The sequence below is a fragment of the Streptomyces sp. NBC_00659 genome (assembly GCF_036226925.1).
Classification (GTDB): Bacteria; Actinomycetota; Actinomycetes; order Streptomycetales; family Streptomycetaceae; genus Streptomyces.
Genome location: NZ_CP109031.1, coordinates 9,152,560 through 9,167,635 on the forward strand (window position 1 = coordinate 9,152,560; position 15,076 = coordinate 9,167,635).

The window sequence follows — 15,076 nt, forward strand, 5'->3', positions numbered from 1 at the left end:
GGGGCGGGCCCGGTTCGCCCCCGTCCGTCCCGCCCCCCATCTGTCCCGGCCCGATCCGGGGCGGACCGGCAGGATCACCTGACGTCGACGAAATCGCCCGTCGCCGTGGCCGGGCCGGTGGTGGAGGTGCCGGTGAAGAGGAAGCGGAAGTAGCCGTCCGCCTTGGCCGTTGTGGTGGTCTTCAGCGTTCCCTTGTTGCCACTGGTGACGGTCTTCAGAGTGGTGTAGGTGGTGCTGCCCTTCTTGCGGAACTGGAGCTGGACGGACCGGCCCTCGTAGCCGGTGTAGGTGCCGGTCTCCCAGTTGGCGCGGGTCAGCTTGCCGGTGACCGTGATGGTCCTGCCCGCCTTCACCGGCTCGGGGGAGGCGTTCACCGTGAGCTTGGCGTACCGCTTGAACCGCGCTGTGCCGGCGACATCGACGGCTGTCCAGTCGTCGTTGGTGTCCTGCGCCTCGGCGAGTACCTTCCAGGTGCCGGCGAGGCCGATGTCGTCGAAGTCCCGCGCGGCGTCCACCCCGAAGCTCACCTTGCAGGTGGAGGTGGTGCGGTCGGTGGGCGACACCGTGCACGTGCCCGCAGGTGGATAGGTTGGCAGTCTGCCGTCGGCGTCGTCGGTGTTGGGGCCGTGCCACAGGTAGGCCCAGGAAGCGGCCACACCGTCCGGGTCCGTCGCTGTCCACGTGATCGTGACGGTCTTCTTGGTGGCCAGACCGAGCACGACGTCCTTGCCGCCGTTGACGACGACGTTCGAGAACGCCGTGTCGCTGGGCGCGGCCCGGTCCGCCGCCTGGGCGGCTGCCGGAATCACTGACACGGAAAGAGTGGTGGCGAGGAACGCGGCGGCGGTGGCCGGGCGGATGCGCATGAGATCCCCCCTCGGGATCATGGGATCGCCGTTTCCTCACGGCGAACCAGGTGATGGGTCACGCTGCCTAGACACCCGGCGGCCGGTTGCGGTTGCCCTGGCATTCGGCCCGGCTTCCAGCTTCCGTAACGCGTTCTGTGTTCTTGTCCGGCTGTCCTTGGCCCGCGGTGTCGGCGGAAGCGCCTGGTATCGGTGCTCGTACCGGTCCTTGGGCCTGTCGGACTCAGGAGGGCGCGGCCCCGCTGGTCACGGTGGTCCAGCGGCCGCCGGTCACCGAGCACACCGTCAGACCCCGGTTGCGGGTGTCGCCGTACTCGTCGAAGGCGACGCGGCCGGTGACCCCGTCGAAGTCGAGCCGGGACACGGCCTGTTGCATCTTCGCGCGGGCGTCCTGGGGGAGCGTGCCGCCGTTGGCCTTCACGAGGGCCTTCACGGCCTCGACGATGCTCCAGGTGGCGTCATAGGCGTATGGTCCGTACCAGTCGGCGTCGTCCGTGTACCCGGCCTCGTGGTACCGGGCGAGGAAGTCCGTCCCGCCCGCCAGCTCCTCGGCGGGCACGCCGATGTTGACGGCGAGGTCGCCGTCGGCCTTCGGGCCGGACGTGAGAAACCCCTCGGTGAACAAGCCGTCGCCGCCCATGAGGGGGATGTCGGCCCCAGCCTCCTTGAGCTGCTTGGAGAGTGGTCCCGCGGTGTCGTAGTAGCCGCCGAAGTAGACGGCGTCGGCGCCCGAGGCCCGGACGTTCGTGGCGAGATCGGAGAAATCGGTCTGGCCGTCATCGACCTGCTCCGCGCCGACCACGGTTCCGCCGAGCTTCTTGAACTCCGCCATGAAACCGGTGGTGAGACCGGTGCCGTAGAGGCTCTTGTCGTCGATGACGTACACCTTGCTCGTGCCGCCCTCGGCGTGCAGGTAGCGGGCGGCGAACGGACCCTGGTCAACGTCCGTGGCCACGGTGCGGAAGTACGTGTCGTACGGGCGGGACTTGGTGCCCGCCGCCCAGTCGGGGCCCAGTGTCGTCTCGGGAGCGGTGTTGCCCGGTGAGATGTTGACGAGGTCCGCCTGGGCCAGGGGCCCCACCAGGGTCCGGGCCACGCTGGAGTTCAACGGTCCGACGACCCCCAGCACCTTCGCGTCGGAGACGAAACCGGCGGCGTTCTCCTGGCCCTTGGCGGGGTCGGACGCGTCGTCGAGGGACTTGATCTCGAACTTGACGCCGGGAACGAGCTTCTTCTTGTTGGCGGTCTTGACCGCGAGGTCGGCGGAGTTCCGGATGCCGAGGCCCATCGAGGACATATCGCCGGTGAGTGGTGCGTCCACCCCGATCACCACCGTCGCGGTGGAAGCCGCGGCGGCGCCGCCGGCCGCTCGGCCACCGCCGGGTGTCTTGTCCTCACCCGAGAGGGTCCAGGTCAGGGCGGAACCGGCCGCGAGCGTGGCCAGTGCCGCGCCCAGGACCACGGAACGCCGGGTGAGGGCGCGGGACCGTACCTGCTTCGGCTCGTCCGTCTCCATCTCGGTCGTCTTCCCCGGCCAGACCAAGTCCTCGGTCGGGGGCGTGGGTACGGGGACCGACGGCGGGTCGGTCGGCCGGTCCGGGGCGGGAGGCAGGTCCCGAACGGGGTCCCGATCCGGAACGGGAGGTTGGTCCCGGACAGAGTCCTGGTTGGGGACTGAGTCCTGGTTCGGGACGGGGGGCTCGTCCGGAACGGGATCCGGGGCCGGGACAGGGTGATGGTCTCGAACGGGGTCCTGGTCCGGAATACGGGGCCAGGGGTCGGCCGGGGTTGCCCCGGAGTCCAGGACCGTGGGCTCATGCGGCGTACCCGGCGTCGAGGCCTTGGGAGGCTTGCGGGGCTTCGGGGGCACAGAAGGCGGTGCGTGTTCCGTCGCGGCGTCCGGGGCGGGACCGCGCCCGGGCTCGGGCTTGCGCTCGTGATCCGGCCCCGGTTCGGCGGCCGCGTCGTCCTGGGCAGGGAAGGAGCGCAGCACCGACGCCAGCAACCCGGCGGCCTCGGTGGCGCCCACCCGCTGCTCCGGATCCTTCGTGAGCAGCGCCTCCAGTACGGGCGCGAGCGGCCCGGCGTGGACCGGCGGCCGGTGCGGGCGGGTGAAGACGGCCACGGCCAGGGCGTGGAGACCTTCCGCCTCGAACGGCGGCTGCCCCTCGACGGCGTGGTACAGGGTGGCGCCGAGTGCCCACAGGTCGTTGGCGGGGGTCGGGCGCTTGCCCTCCAGCTGCTCCGGGGACATGTACTGCGGCGTACCGATGACGATCCCGCTGTGGCTCAGCTTGGTCGTGGCGTCCGCGAGGTGCGCGATGCCGAAGTCGGTGAGGACCACCCGGTCCTTGGTCAGGAGCACGTTGTCCGGCTTGATGTCGCGATGGACGATCCGCCCCTCGTGCGCCTCGGCCAGCGCGTCGAGCATGGCGGCCCCGATCTCGGCCACCTGCTGCACGGGCAGCCGGCCCTGCCCGCGGATGGCGGCCGCCAGGGACTGCCCACGGATGAACTCCATGACGATCACCGGGGCGCCTTGGTGCTCCACGACGTCATGGATCGTGATGATTCCTGGGTGGCTGAGAGTGACCGCCGCCCGAGCCTCGGCGGCGAAACGCCCGAGCAGCGTCGCGCGGTCGGCGTCCTCCATCCCCGGCGGGAAGAGGATCTCCTTGACGGCGACCTCCCGTCCGAAGAGTTGCTGGTCCACGCCACGCCAGACCCGGCCCATGCCGCCTTGGCCGATACGTTCGACCAGCTGGTAGCGGCCGGCGATGAGTTCGGGGTTCTGCTCGGTCACGCGCACACTCTAGGTCCTGTTGTGCCGTTCGTGTGAAGGAAAAATGGCTTGATCGTGTTCCTGGGGGTGAGGGCCGGGAGAGGGCGAGGCCGGAGCGAGCCCGCGGGCGGCGGGGCGGCGCGGGCATCCAGGTTCAGGAGCCCGGAATGTGGTGACCCGTCAGCACCTCGCGGGAGGTCGGGCCGGCTGCTCGACATGTCGGCCGGGCGAACCGAGGAGTCGATCGCCCGTCGGTAGACCGCGACGGCGCCCCCCGCGTCCACGGCGGGGCACCCCAATTCCTGCCCCTGGCACCGGACCGGGACCAGCCGGCCGGGACGGGCCGGTGGAGTGGGCTCTCTTGCGAAGCGATGACTTCCGCCACACCCGATGGTTCTTCCGGTGCGGTCCCCGGCATGTGAAGCTGCTTGATCGTAGAACCGTGAACCGGTCCGGGTGCGCCCGTACGAGCCGGTGATGCCAGAGAGGAATGGCGCATGTCGACTGCGAAGCGCCGGTACAGCCTGATGTGGACCGACCCGGACGGTGCGTCGCAGGCGTCCGCGGGCCGTTACGACAAGCGTTCCGCCACGCGGCGTCGGCGTGCGCTGGAGGCGGTCGGCTGCACCCGTGTCGAGGTCGTCGTGGTCGAGCCCGGAGAGCTTCCCGAACCGGCACTCTGAGCCCCCGGACTCCGCCGCCTCCTCGACCGTGAGATGCGCGGGCATCGCGGGACCGGGCATGTCTCCCGCCCGTTTTCAGGCGGCGGTGTCGGGGCTGAGGTAGTGCACCGTCGTCCGCGCGGCGTGCGGGGAGAGCAGGTCCTGGAGCTCCTCGGCCGCCGTCTTGAGAAGCCGTCCGTCGCGGGTGGCGTGGACTGTTTCGAGGATGAAGGCCACGTGGGTGGAGCCGGGGGTGACGCGGGTGCGATGGGCGTCGCGGTGGTTCCAGTGCCGGGTGAGCACGTCGGTGCTGTCGGCGTAGACGACTTCGCCGGGGCGGGGGTTCTCGACGGCGTCGGGTTCGCCGAGCGGGGTGAAGGTCTCGCTGCCGTCGGCGTAGCGGATCTCGACATCCCCGGTGACGTGGTCGAGGTCGAAGGCACCGGCGGGCAGGCCGTGGCGCACGGAGACGGCGTTGTAGGAGTCGACGGCCGCGTTGATGCGCGGGAGGGCGCCCTTCTTGGCGAGACGACGGCCGAGGGCGTCGACACTGGGCCGGGTGCGGCGGGGGTTGGTGCCGAAGGACCGGTAGGCGGTGTGCCATGCCTCGATGCGCGGATCGTTCTCGTCCGCGGGCTGCCAGGTGGCGTCGGCGAGCCGCTGCTCCAGGTCCTGAAGGGCGATGGTGGTGGCGGGCCAGGGTTCGTCGCCGCGCAGGCCGGTGGCGGTGACGACGGCGATGAGAGTGCCGGGGAAGGCGTCGGCGACGGAGGGGTTGATACGGAAGGTGGTCATCCGGGGGTCCGTTCCGGGTGGGGGTGGATGAGGAGCGCGGTCAGGTTTCCAGGGGCCGGTGCGGTCGGGACGGCGCGGCTGCCGGGCCGCGGTGGGCGTGTCCGGGCCGGTGTCGCGTTCGGTGAGCCGACGGATGCCGAAGTCGTGGCCGCCGGCGATCCGGGTCCGCGCATTCGGCGTCGCCGAGGGCGGCGCCTCGGTGCTGGATGAACATGCTGGATCCCTTCCGGGCGCGTACGGGGTCAGGTGAGGGCGAGGAGGCTGACGGCGACGGCGGCGGTGCCCAGGCCGACCAGCTGCCCGCGGTGGATCCGCTCGGCGAGCATGCCGCGGGCTAGCAGGACGGTGCCGGCCGGGTACAGGGCGGTGATCACGGCGACGACGGCCAGGTCGCCGCTCCGGGCGGCGAGCAGGAACAGCAGATTGGCCGCCGAGTCCAGCACGCCGGCCGCCGCCGATATCGCGAACGCGGGCTTCTCCGAGCCCAGGCGGCGGTACATCACCCCTGCCGCGGCGAGCGTGACGGCGGAGGAGACCGCACGGCCGACGATCAGGGGTCCGACGCCGCTGTCCGCGGGCGCCTGGTGCAGGAAGATCAGCTGCAGCGCGATGGCGGCCCCGGCGCCGAAGGCCGACAGCAGCGCGGTACGCGAGAGGCGCGCGGTTCCGGTGCCGCCTCCGGCGCTCACCAGTACCACCGCCGCCAGGGCCAGCGGCAGGCCGATCAGCCCGGCTGGGCCCAGCCGCTCACCCTGCACCAGACCGACACCCACCGGCAGCATGGCCGAGATCAGAGCGGTGAGGGGGGAGAGGACGTTCATCGGGCCGATCGCGAGCGTTCGGTAGAGCAGGGCGAACGCCGCGGCCGAGGCGACACCGGACGCCGCGCCCCAGGCGAGGGTCGACGGCGAGAAGGAGGCGCCGAGGAAGGGCCACAGCAGCAGTTCGACGGTGAGCGAGGCCGGCGCGGCGATCATCACCGTGCGCAGGACGTGGGCCTTGCGGGCGCCGAGGCCGCCGAGGAAGTCGGCGCATCCGTAGGCCAGGGAGCTGCCCAGGGCCAGCAGCAGAGCGATCACGGGTACATCCCTTACGATCAATGGAACGACTACACCGTACAGTGCACCGACCGAAGCTGGTCAACCGAACGACTGTGTGGTGCAGTGCGGTGAACGCTGCCAGGAGGGGAGACCGATGGCCGAGACCGAAGCGGCACTGCGGACGCTCGCGCACAACGTCAGAGCCGCCCGCACCCGCGCCGGACTGTCCCTGGACGAACTCGGCCGCCGTGCCAAGGTCAGCAAGGGTGCCCTGGTCGGACTGGAGAAGGCCCAGGGCAACCCGAACTTCGCCACCCTGGTCCGCCTTGCCGACACCCTGGGCATCTCGGTGTCCGCACTGATGGAAGGCCCTGCCGAAGGCCGCGTCCGAGTGGTGACCGCCGATGCCGTCATGCCCTTGTGGGCCGGGGAGAAGGGAAGCGAGGCGAGGCTGATGCTGACCACCTCGGGACCGGCCCCGGTCGAGGTCTGGCGCTGGAAACTGGAACCGGGCGAGGAATACCCCAGTCATCCGCATCAAGCCGGCGTCGTGGAGACCGTCAGCGTCACCGCCGGACAGATGGTGCTCGTCGTCGACAGCACCGAGTACGCCCTGGGGACCGGGCAGACCGCCACCTTCGAGGGCGACACCCCCCACACCTACCGCGGCTCAGGAGATCAGACCTGCCACCTGATCATGACCGTTCACATCCCGCCCGGTCCCGCCGCCACGGCCTGACCGGCGTTCCGCACGCTCCGACAGGGCAGTGGCACTGGCCCGGCGCGCTCCCGGCGGCGCCAGAGCCGGCACCCCCGCTCACTCAGGCATGGGCCACGCGCCGGGCAGGCACCGGCCAGGTATCACGCGCTGCGCCGCGTCTTTCGCGCCGCCGTCTTCTTGGCCGCGGCCTTCTTGGCCGTGGTCTTCTTCTTGGGCAGGTCGTGGACGGTGGCGTCGTCGCCCCGGGACTTGCGGGCCTTGGCCACGGACCGGTAGCCCTTGCCGATCTCGGACTGCGCGACCTCGCGGCCCTCGATTTCGCAGATCTTGCGGCTTCGGACCCGGCCCATGTCCTCCAGGCGCACCTGGAGGAAGTGGATGCTGTGGTCCTCCCGGGCGTCGACCATGTGGATGGGCACGGTGACCAGGCCGAACGAGATGGCCCCGGGCCAGACGGTTCGGGGCATGGAAACCTCCGCGACAGGCTCCGAGGCCTTCAGCCTAGGAGCAGTCGCAGGCCAGGGCACGGCGAGCAGCGCAGGCAGCGGCACAGCGAGCTTCGCAGGTCAGAGGCCGCCCGTGTTGAGCAGCCTGTTGGGAGTGTCGGAGCGCACGCCACGGACGACACCGCGGGTGGCCGTGCGGTCGAGCCAGACGTGAGCCTCGTGAGCCGTGGCGTGGGGGTGTGCCGACAGATACAGCGCGATCACGCCGGTCGCGTGCGGGGCGGCCCAGGACGTCGCGCCGTCGTTCTCCGTGGTCGTACCACCGCCGGCGAGGGCGGCGGTCACCTTCTGGCCGGGGGCGTACAGGTCCACGCACCGTCCGTAACCCGATCCGTAGGAACCGCTGTCGGTCCACGCGCGGTCGTTCGAGGTGGAGGCCGCCACGACGATCGTGCCGGGGACGCCGGCCGGGGAGTGCTTGCAGGCGTCGTCATGGAAGTTGCCGGCCGACACCACCGTCGGGATCCCCGCGTCGACCATCTTCTTCACGGCGGACTCCAGAGCCGCCGACCGGTGGTCGAGGTTGAGCGACATGTTCACCACCGCGGGCTTCTGCGCGTGCGCGGTGACCCACTTGACCGACTTCACCAGGGCCGCCTCCGCCGCCGCGGGGGAGCCGCCACCCTCGCTCTCGCACACGATGCCCTGGACCCGTACGAGCTCCGCCTTCGGGGCCACCCCGTACTTCGCCCCGCCGATGACGCCCGCGACGAACGTGCCGTGGCCGGTGCCCGCCTCGCTGAAGCAGTCACCGGAGTCCTTCGGGCCCACGAAGTCGGCGCCGAGGCGGGCGCGTCCGCCGAACTCCTTGTGGGCGATGTCCATTCCGGTGTCGATCACATAGACGTGAACGCCCTTGCCCGTGGCCGTGGTGCTGAACTTCCCGTTGAGCGGCCGCGACCGCTGGTCGAGAATGTCGAGATTCCACGGCACCTGCCGAGTTGTGGCCCTCGCCGCGGCGAGCCCGGTCCCGGACGACGTCCCCACCGTGCCGTGGGACGTCGGCGCCCAGCCGGAGGACGGCTTGTCCCCGAAGGGCGTCACGGCCGCCCCCTCCTTACGCGAGGAGGGCTTCCCGCCTGCCGCCGCGCCGGCGTCCCCGCCGCAGGCGGAGGCCCCGAACACCGTTGCCATGGCCACCACCAGGAGACCGGCCTTCGTCACGTTCCGCGTCACAATTTCCCCCATGTCCCCGCCGCGTACACAGTCAGCGCACAAGACGACCACAGCGGGCGGGCGGTTCCGGTGGGGCGAGGAGCGGGTCCGTCCTCGTGCTCGGTGCCGGGGATCCGGGTCGCGGGCCGGCTCGAACGTGACGCCTACCAGTAGGTACGCGTGACCTTGTCGGGCAGTCGCCCCTGCCGCTCCGCCTCCCGGAGGATCGCCGATGCGACGGTCAGGAACGCACGGCGGAGTGCCGGGTCCGGGTCGGGGTTCTCCACGTTCCCGACGTTCTTGTCGAGGATCATCCCGCCGAGGGATGTTCCCTCCGGTGTGCAGGCGCGGGCGACCGATGCCTCCGGATCGATCAGGACGTTCCCGGTGGCGCCCTCGATGGTTTCCCACGCGTAGACGGATCCTGCTTCGAAAGAAAGGATCTTCCTGCACGCCACTGACGCTGTCACGGCAATGTCCACCAGTTCGCTCGTGCCAGGGACTTGATCACCCGAATCCTATGCCGTCCGCCGCGGGAGCCGTCTTGCCGCGCGGCAGCCGCGGACCACTCATGCCGCTCATGGGGTCTGCCCGGCGGCGGCATCGCGCAGCAGTTGCCGTACTCCGCGAACAGGGCGGTATCCGAAGGCGTTCACCGCGGCGGTCGAGTCGTAGACCCGGTCCAGACGATCCGGCAGGGGCCATCCCCGGTCGCGGAATGCCTCGAAGACGTCCGGAGCCCGGCCGGCGAGGACCGCGCCCGCGTCATGGTGAAGGGCGAGGCAGTCCTCTCGGCGAAACGGGTGCGGCCCGGAGATGTTGAACCTGCCGGTCACCGAGGAGTGCGTCACGGCCAGCACCCCCGCCGCCGCGACGTCGGCCACGTCGACCGCCCGGTGCAGCAGGTGGCGGGCCCGTACAGGCAGCGGCTCCGGGAAGCATCGCGCCATGCGCAGCGTGACCGAGGAAACGCCGCAGGCGGCGACCAGGTCCTCGGCGGCCAGTTTGGTCTCGTCGTAGATGTCCCGGGGAAGCGGCATGAGCTGCTCGTCCACCCAGACCGCGCGGTCCGTGGGTACCAGGGCGTGTCCGTAGACGCTTGTGCTGCTGACATAGAGGACACGCCGTACGTCGAACCGGGCGGCGTCGTCGAGCAGTTCTGCGGTCACGCCCACGTTCACGGCGCGGAACTCCTCATCGGCCACGCGCCCGACGTGCGGGGCGTGGAGCGCGGCGGCATGGACCAGGACGTCAGCCGGCCGTAACGCGGCCCGCCGCACGCGGCGATCCCGTAGGTCCGCGACGGCACTTGTCCAAGGACCGGGCACGCGGTCCAGGCCACGGACCACCCAGCCGGCCGCGTGGAAAGCCGCTGCCAGAGCCGATCCGACCCGGCCCGAACTTCCGGTGACCGCAACCACCCCGACAGGGTCTCTTCTGCTCCGCTCCGAGCGCACCTGCTGATTCTGTCGCTCGCTCGCTCGCGCGCGGATGCGATCGGAGCAGGCCGGCCACCGCGGACCGGGCCGCTCCTCGCACACCTCGCGCACCCTCGCCGAACCAGTCGACGAGCCGTCAGGTCCGTTTCCGATCGGCGTGTTTCGAGGGAAGGAGTTCACCCACGAGTGCTGCCACCTGTTCCACCTCGATGAGGAAGCCGTCGTGGCCGTAGGGGGATTCGATCAGCCGGAGACCGTCGGCCGTGGAGATGCCTCCCGCCAGTTCCGACTGCTGGGCCGGTGGGTAGAGGCGGTCGGAGCCGACTCCGGCCACGAGGGTGCGCGCGGTCACCCGCCGCAGCGCGGCACGCACACCACCACGGCCCCGGCCGATGTCGTGGCTGTTCATGGCCTCGGACAGCACGACGTAGCTGCCCGCGTCGAAGCGCCTCACCAGCTTGGCCGCGTGATGGCCGAGGTAGGACTCGACCTGGTACCGGCCGCCGTTCCAGGGGTCCTCCGCGCCCTGGGGCGTACGTCCGAAGCGGACATGGAGTTCCGGCTCGCTGCGGTAGGTGACATGGGCGATGCGTCGGGCCAGGCCAAGACCTGTGTGGGGGCCACGGCCGGTGTCGTGGTAGTCGCCTCCGAGCCAGTTCCGGTCGGAGCGGATGGCACGCAGCTGGATGTCGGCCCAGGCGATCTGCTCGGCGCTCGCCGAGGCGCTCGTGGCGAGCAGCAGGAGGGCACCGGTTCGTTCGGGATACGACACAGCCCATTCCAGAGCCCGCATCCCGCCCATCGAACCGCCGACCACCAGCGCCCAGCGGTCGATGCCGAGCATGTCGGCCAGGCCGGCCTCGGCCGCCACCTGGTCACGCTGCGTCAGAAAGGGAAAGTCACCGCCCCAGTGGCGTCCCCCCGGCGTGAGCGACGAGGGCCCGGTACTGCCTTGGCAGCCTCCGAGGACGTTCGGAGCCACGACGAACCAGCGGTCCGGGTCCAGGGCCCGTCCCGGTCCGACGAGCCCGTCCCACCAGCCCGGGGTGGGGTGCCCGGGTCCGGCCGGTCCGGCGACGTGACTGTCCCCGGTGAGAGCGTGCAGGACAAGGACGGCATTGGAGGCGTCCGGCGCGAGTCGTCCCCACGTCTCGAACGCCAGCCGCACACCCGGCAGTTCACCGCCCGCCTCCAGCGGAAGGGGCTTCTCCCGGCTGTACCACCGGCGACGCCCCGGCGGGTCCCCCTCCCGCCAGGCACCGGTGGCCGGCGGGAGAGGTTCCTGACGAGGTGTCAGTACGGAGTTCAGGACGCGCCCTTGGCCGCGCGGAAGCCTGCCTCCAGGTCCGCCTTGAGGTCGGCGAGGTTCTCGATGCCGACCGACAGACGCACCAGACCCGGTGAGGTGCCCGTCGCGACGAGCTGCTCGTCGTTCAGCTGGCTGTGGGTGGTGGACGCCGGGTGGATGATCAGGCTGCGTACGTCGCCGATGTTGGCGAGATGGCTGAACAGTTCGACAGCGTCCACGAACCGCTTGCCCGCCTCCACCCCGTCCCGCAGCTCGAAGGAGACCACGGCACCGGCGCCGCGCGGCAGATACCTCCGGCCCGCCTCGTACCACGTGCTGGACTCGAGCCCCGGGTAGTGGACCGCGGCCACCTCGTCGCGCTGCTCCAGCCATTCGGCGAGTGCCTGGGCGTTCGCCGAGTGCCGCTCGATGCGCAGGCTCAGTGTCTCCACGCCCTGCAGCAGCAGGAACGAGGAGTGCGGGGAGAGCGCAGGGCCGAGGTCGCGCAACAGTTGCACCCGAAGCTTGACCGCGAAGGCACCCGGGCCGAGGGCCGGCCAGTACCGCAGCCCGTGATAGCTCGGGTCCGGCTCGGTGAAGTCCGGGAACCGCTCGGCGTGCGCGCCGAAGTCGAAGGTGCCGCCGTCGACGACCACACCCGCGATGGTCGTGCCGTGCCCGCCCAGGAACTTGGTGGCCGAGTGGACGACGATGTCCGCACCGTGCTCAAGGGGGCGCAGCAGATACGGAGTCGGGACGGTGTTGTCCACGATCAGCGGCACGCCCTCGGCGTGTGCGGCGTCCGCGACCGCCCGCACGTCCAGCACGTTGCCGCGCGGGTTGCCCAGCGTCTCCGCGAACAGCGCCTTGGTGTTCGGCCGGATCGCCGCCCGCCATGCCTCGATGTCGTCGGGGTCGTCGACGAACGAGACGTCGATACCGAACTTGGGGAGCGTGTGCCGGAAGAGGTTGTACGTACCGCCGTACAGCGACGTACTGGAGACGATGTGGTCGCCCGCGCTCGCGAGCGTCAGGATGGCCAGCGTCTCCGCCGCCTGCCCGGAGGAGAGCGCGACGGCCGCCACACCGCCTTCCAGTGCGGCGATCCGCTGCTCGAAGACATCCTGGGTGGGGTTGTGGATGCGGGTGTAGATGTTGCCCGGTTCGGCCAGCGAGAAGAGATCGGCCGCGTGCCGGGTGTCCCGGAACACGAACGACGTCGTCTGGTAGATCGGCGTCGCCCGGGCGCCGGTCGTCGGGTCGGGCGTGGCTCCGGCATGGATCTGCTTGGTCTCGAAGGACCATGCCGAGGTGTCAGGTCCGGCGGGTGCGTCCTCGGGGGTGTGGCCTGCGGTGACGGAGTCGATGGGCTGGCTCATGGTGCTGCTCCCTGTACGGAGGGTGGGAACGGGAAGGCGTGAGGGACCCACGGCGTTGTGGACGCGCGAGGGACCCCGGTGCCGTGGACGTGTGAAGGACCCGCGGCGCTTCGGACCACTGCCGGCACGGCGGCAGCGGTCAGCGCTGGGCGGTGAAGAAGATGCTGGTCAGAAGCCGGAGCGCGATGTCAGCTCGCGGCGCGACAACCGGTGGTGGTGACACGCACGTAATCGACGTGGCGGCGGGTCACGAGCACGGTCATGAGCCCAGGTAACCACACGGGAGCGTCAGGAACCAGCAAGGCGGAGGTGTTTCATGCGTTCGAGGGCTGCCGGATGCGCTCCTCAGGGCGTGCGGAGGCTCAGGCCTGCCCGGTCCGGCGTGCCAGGCGGGCGCGCAGACGCGTCAGGCGGCCGATCTCCGCGTCGATGGCCGCCAGCCGGCGTTCGACCACGCCGGAGCCCGGAGAATCCGGTTCGCCGCCGGTGCAGGGAGGGTGTGGATTCTCGACCAGGAGCTGGATCCGGTCGGCGATGCCGCGCAGGTCCTCGACGGTCAGACCGAGGCCGAGCAGTTCGCGGATGACGCGGACCCGGGCCACCTCGTCCGGCCCGTAACGGCGTTGGCCGGCGGCCGTACGCTGTGGCGGGGGCAGCAGTCCGCGCTCCTCGTAGAACCGCAGGGCCCGTGGGGTGGTCCCGGCCGCTGCCGCCGCGTCTCCGATCCGCATGGCCACCTCGCCTCGCATCGTGTCGGGCGCTCGCCCGCGGTGCACGGCGGCGAGCGCTTCAGCGGGATGGCAGTTCCACGAGCACGGTGCCGAAGTGCCGCCCCTCGAACAGTTCCTGCAACGCTCGGGGCGCTCGTTCCATGCCCGGGATCCGCACGTGCGGAAAGGTGATCTCACCCTTGCGCAGCCAGTCGCCGAACCGCTCGGCCCACTCCCGTGCCACGTCGGGATGGTCGGTGCCGCTGTATCCGCGCAGGGTGATCCCCTGGGTGATGACGCGGAAGGTGTCGATCTCCGCCGGAGCGCTGCCGCCGTCCCGGTGCGGTGACAACTGGCCGGACAGCGCACCGACGAGCGCGACGCGGGCACCGTGGCGCGCCGCCCCGAGCGCGGCGGCCAGTTGTTCACCGCCCACCGTGTCCAGTACGACGTCGATGCCTTCGGGCGCCGCGGTGCTCAACTGCTCTGTCAGAGAAATCGATTGGTCGCCGGGCACCACCACCGCGTCGTAGCCCAGTTCGCTCCGCAGCCGCTCGGCCTTGGCCGGAGAACGCGTACTGCCGATCACCCTTCCGGCACCCAGCAGCCTGGCGACCGGGCCGGCCAGCGACCCCACCCCGCCCGCCGCCCCGGTGACGAGGACGGTGTCGCCCGGCCGGATGCGGGCGAGCCGGGTCAGCGCGCCGTAGGCGGCCGCGCCCGACGACAGGTGCGCGGCCGGATCGGGCAGCGCATCGCCGACCGCGGCGCAGTCCGCCGCGGCCACCAGCGCGTACTCGCGCCACCCGAGCAGGTGCGTGACGACCTCTCCCGGTCGCAGCGCGCTGTCCGGTCCCGCGGCGACGACCTCGCCGACGGCGGGGCCGAAGAGCGCGTCGCCCACGTGGATCGTCGGCAGCGGCACCCCCTCGGGCGCGCCTCCCATCAACGTGCGCAGCCCCGGGAAGACGAGGAAGTACCGGTTGCTGACGATGACTTGTCCGGGGCCGGGTTCAGGAAGCGGTTGGGCGACGACGCCGAGTTCGGGACCGGGCAGCGCCTTGGGCTCGGTCACGAGACGGACCTCGCGGGTGACGGACGGCAGAGCGGCCATGAATCGAGCTCCTGGAATGCGAAGGTGAGGCCCGGCGGTGGCGACGGGCCGAACGGGCTCGCACACGCTATTTCCTGCCGTACGCGTCAAGGGCAAGCGCCGCCCGTCGCGACTTCACCGCCGGACAACCGGAGAAACCCTCCGTGTCCGCCATGCAAGACCCGCCCTGATTTTCTTGACCACCGTGGTGGCCGTCTGCTGAACTCCCGTCTCATGAACCCGCGTGTGGACCTCACCAGGCGGCGCCACATCGATCTGGCGCACGTCGCCAGTACGTTCTGTTGTCGCTGACCCGGCTGATCGTCCCCGGCAGCCGTCGGTACACACCGACGGTGCGCGTCCGACCGAGGCGGTACCGAACCGCCCGGGCCGCGCTGCTGTTGCGCGGGGTCGTCGCGTCCGACGTCCGAGCGACTGCTTCACGACCTCACGTCCCCCTCTCCTTCCCGGCTGCGGGCTGAACTGTCCGCAGTGCGGGGCCCGCGTGGGCGCGGAGGCTGTACGAGAGGGTCGGCACGGTCGTCCCAGTCGTTGAAGCACGGGTGAGCCATCCGCCCCGACCGCGGTCGGTGACGGGGCTCGCCCGGGTCCGGCGAGCCGACATCAGCCCCTCGAACGG

14 protein-coding genes are annotated in these 15,076 nt (G+C 71.0%); 2 read left to right on the top strand and 12 right to left on the bottom strand.

Annotated features, from left to right (window positions below):
• Nucleotides 1-74 precede the first annotated feature (74 nt).
• Nucleotides 75-866 (bottom strand): hypothetical protein, encoded by a 792-nt coding sequence (locus OG410_RS40120; RefSeq protein ID WP_329303682.1) that lies wholly within the window; start codon nt 864-866, stop codon nt 75-77.
• Nucleotides 867-1,089: 223 nt separating this feature from the next.
• On the bottom strand, nt 1,090-3,669 hold the full coding sequence (locus OG410_RS40125) for a bifunctional serine/threonine-protein kinase/ABC transporter substrate-binding protein (RefSeq protein ID WP_329303683.1): 2,580 nt from the start codon (nt 3,667-3,669) through the stop codon (nt 1,090-1,092).
• 476 nt (nt 3,670-4,145) lie between these two features.
• On the opposite strand from OG410_RS40125, the gene OG410_RS40130 reads away from it, so the two are divergent.
• Nucleotides 4,146-4,331, top strand: a complete 186-nt coding sequence (locus OG410_RS40130) for a hypothetical protein (protein ID WP_328444084.1) — start codon at nt 4,146-4,148, stop codon at nt 4,329-4,331.
• 75 nt (nt 4,332-4,406) lie between these two features.
• Here OG410_RS40130 and OG410_RS40135 read toward each other — a convergent pair whose 3' ends face one another.
• Together OG410_RS40135 and OG410_RS40140 are read right to left on the bottom strand one after the other, a co-directional pair.
• Nucleotides 4,407-5,105, bottom strand: a complete 699-nt coding sequence (locus OG410_RS40135; RefSeq protein ID WP_329303684.1) for a B3/B4 domain-containing protein — start codon at nt 5,103-5,105, stop codon at nt 4,407-4,409.
• A 242-nt stretch (nt 5,106-5,347) separates the two neighbouring features.
• A complete protein-coding gene (locus tag OG410_RS40140) occupies nt 5,348-6,184 on the bottom strand; it encodes an EamA family transporter (protein WP_329303685.1) in 837 nt (278 codons plus the stop codon).
• Between the two features lie 115 nt (nt 6,185-6,299).
• Here OG410_RS40140 and OG410_RS40145 point away from each other — a divergent pair, with 115 nt between their 5' ends.
• A complete protein-coding gene (locus OG410_RS40145) occupies nt 6,300-6,884 on the top strand; it encodes a helix-turn-helix domain-containing protein (RefSeq protein WP_329303686.1) in 585 nt (194 codons plus the stop codon).
• A gap of 122 nt (nt 6,885-7,006) precedes the next feature.
• On the opposite strand, the gene OG410_RS42750 is transcribed toward OG410_RS40145, so the two are convergent.
• From OG410_RS42750 to OG410_RS40185, 8 genes are all read right to left on the bottom strand, one after another.
• On the bottom strand, nt 7,007-7,333 hold the full coding sequence (locus OG410_RS42750; RefSeq protein ID WP_443063859.1) for a Ku protein: 327 nt from the start codon (nt 7,331-7,333) through the stop codon (nt 7,007-7,009).
• 99 nt (nt 7,334-7,432) lie between these two features.
• Nucleotides 7,433-8,548 carry a S8 family peptidase gene (locus OG410_RS40155; RefSeq protein WP_329303687.1) on the bottom strand — a complete coding sequence of 372 codons (1,116 nt, stop codon included), beginning with the start codon at nt 8,546-8,548 and terminating at the stop codon, nt 7,433-7,435.
• A 143-nt stretch (nt 8,549-8,691) separates the two neighbouring features.
• The gene (locus tag OG410_RS40160; protein ID WP_329303688.1) at nt 8,692-8,997 is read right to left on the bottom strand and encodes a hypothetical protein; all 306 of its coding nucleotides are present in this window, start codon (nt 8,995-8,997) and stop codon (nt 8,692-8,694) included.
• Nucleotides 8,998-9,105: 108 nt separating this feature from the next.
• Nucleotides 9,106-10,146 carry an NAD-dependent epimerase/dehydratase family protein gene (locus tag OG410_RS40165; protein WP_329303689.1) on the bottom strand — a complete coding sequence of 347 codons (1,041 nt, stop codon included), beginning with the start codon at nt 10,144-10,146 and terminating at the stop codon, nt 9,106-9,108.
• Entirely contained in the window at nt 10,103-11,275 is a 1,173-nt protein-coding gene (gene metX, locus OG410_RS40170) for a homoserine O-acetyltransferase MetX (RefSeq protein WP_329304458.1), read from the bottom strand. The genes OG410_RS40165 and metX overlap by 44 nt, the downstream gene beginning before the upstream one ends.
• Nucleotides 11,272-12,633 (bottom strand): bifunctional o-acetylhomoserine/o-acetylserine sulfhydrylase, encoded by a 1,362-nt coding sequence (locus OG410_RS40175; RefSeq protein ID WP_329303690.1) that lies wholly within the window; start codon nt 12,631-12,633, stop codon nt 11,272-11,274. Before OG410_RS40175 ends, metX begins: the two co-directional genes overlap by 4 nt.
• A 362-nt stretch (nt 12,634-12,995) precedes the next feature.
• The gene (locus tag OG410_RS40180; protein WP_329303691.1) at nt 12,996-13,364 is read right to left on the bottom strand and encodes a MerR family transcriptional regulator; all 369 of its coding nucleotides are present in this window, start codon (nt 13,362-13,364) and stop codon (nt 12,996-12,998) included.
• A gap of 58 nt (nt 13,365-13,422) precedes the next feature.
• Entirely contained in the window at nt 13,423-14,457 is a 1,035-nt protein-coding gene (locus OG410_RS40185) for an MDR family NADP-dependent oxidoreductase (protein ID WP_329303692.1), read from the bottom strand.
• Between the last annotated feature and the right edge of the window lie 619 nt (nt 14,458-15,076).

Excerpts from the sequence above, each read along its gene's own strand:
- OG410_RS40145 (WP_329303686.1), top strand. The coding sequence starts at position 6,300 with ATGGCCGAGACCGAAGCGGCACTGCGGACGCTCGCGCACAACGTCAGA.
- OG410_RS40185 (WP_329303692.1), bottom strand. The coding sequence starts at position 14,457 with ATGGCCGCTCTGCCGTCCGTCACCCGCGAGGTCCGTCTCGTGACCGAG.
- OG410_RS40180 (WP_329303691.1), bottom strand. The coding sequence starts at position 13,364 with ATGCGGATCGGAGACGCGGCGGCAGCGGCCGGGACCACCCCACGGGCC.
- OG410_RS40130 (WP_328444084.1), top strand. The coding sequence starts at position 4,146 with ATGTCGACTGCGAAGCGCCGGTACAGCCTGATGTGGACCGACCCGGAC.
- OG410_RS40135 (WP_329303684.1), bottom strand. The coding sequence starts at position 5,105 with ATGACCACCTTCCGTATCAACCCCTCCGTCGCCGACGCCTTCCCCGGC.
- OG410_RS40175 (WP_329303690.1), bottom strand. The coding sequence starts at position 12,633 with ATGAGCCAGCCCATCGACTCCGTCACCGCAGGCCACACCCCCGAGGAC.
- OG410_RS42750 (WP_443063859.1), bottom strand. The coding sequence starts at position 7,333 with ATGCCCCGAACCGTCTGGCCCGGGGCCATCTCGTTCGGCCTGGTCACC.
- OG410_RS40120 (WP_329303682.1), bottom strand. The coding sequence starts at position 866 with ATGCGCATCCGCCCGGCCACCGCCGCCGCGTTCCTCGCCACCACTCTT.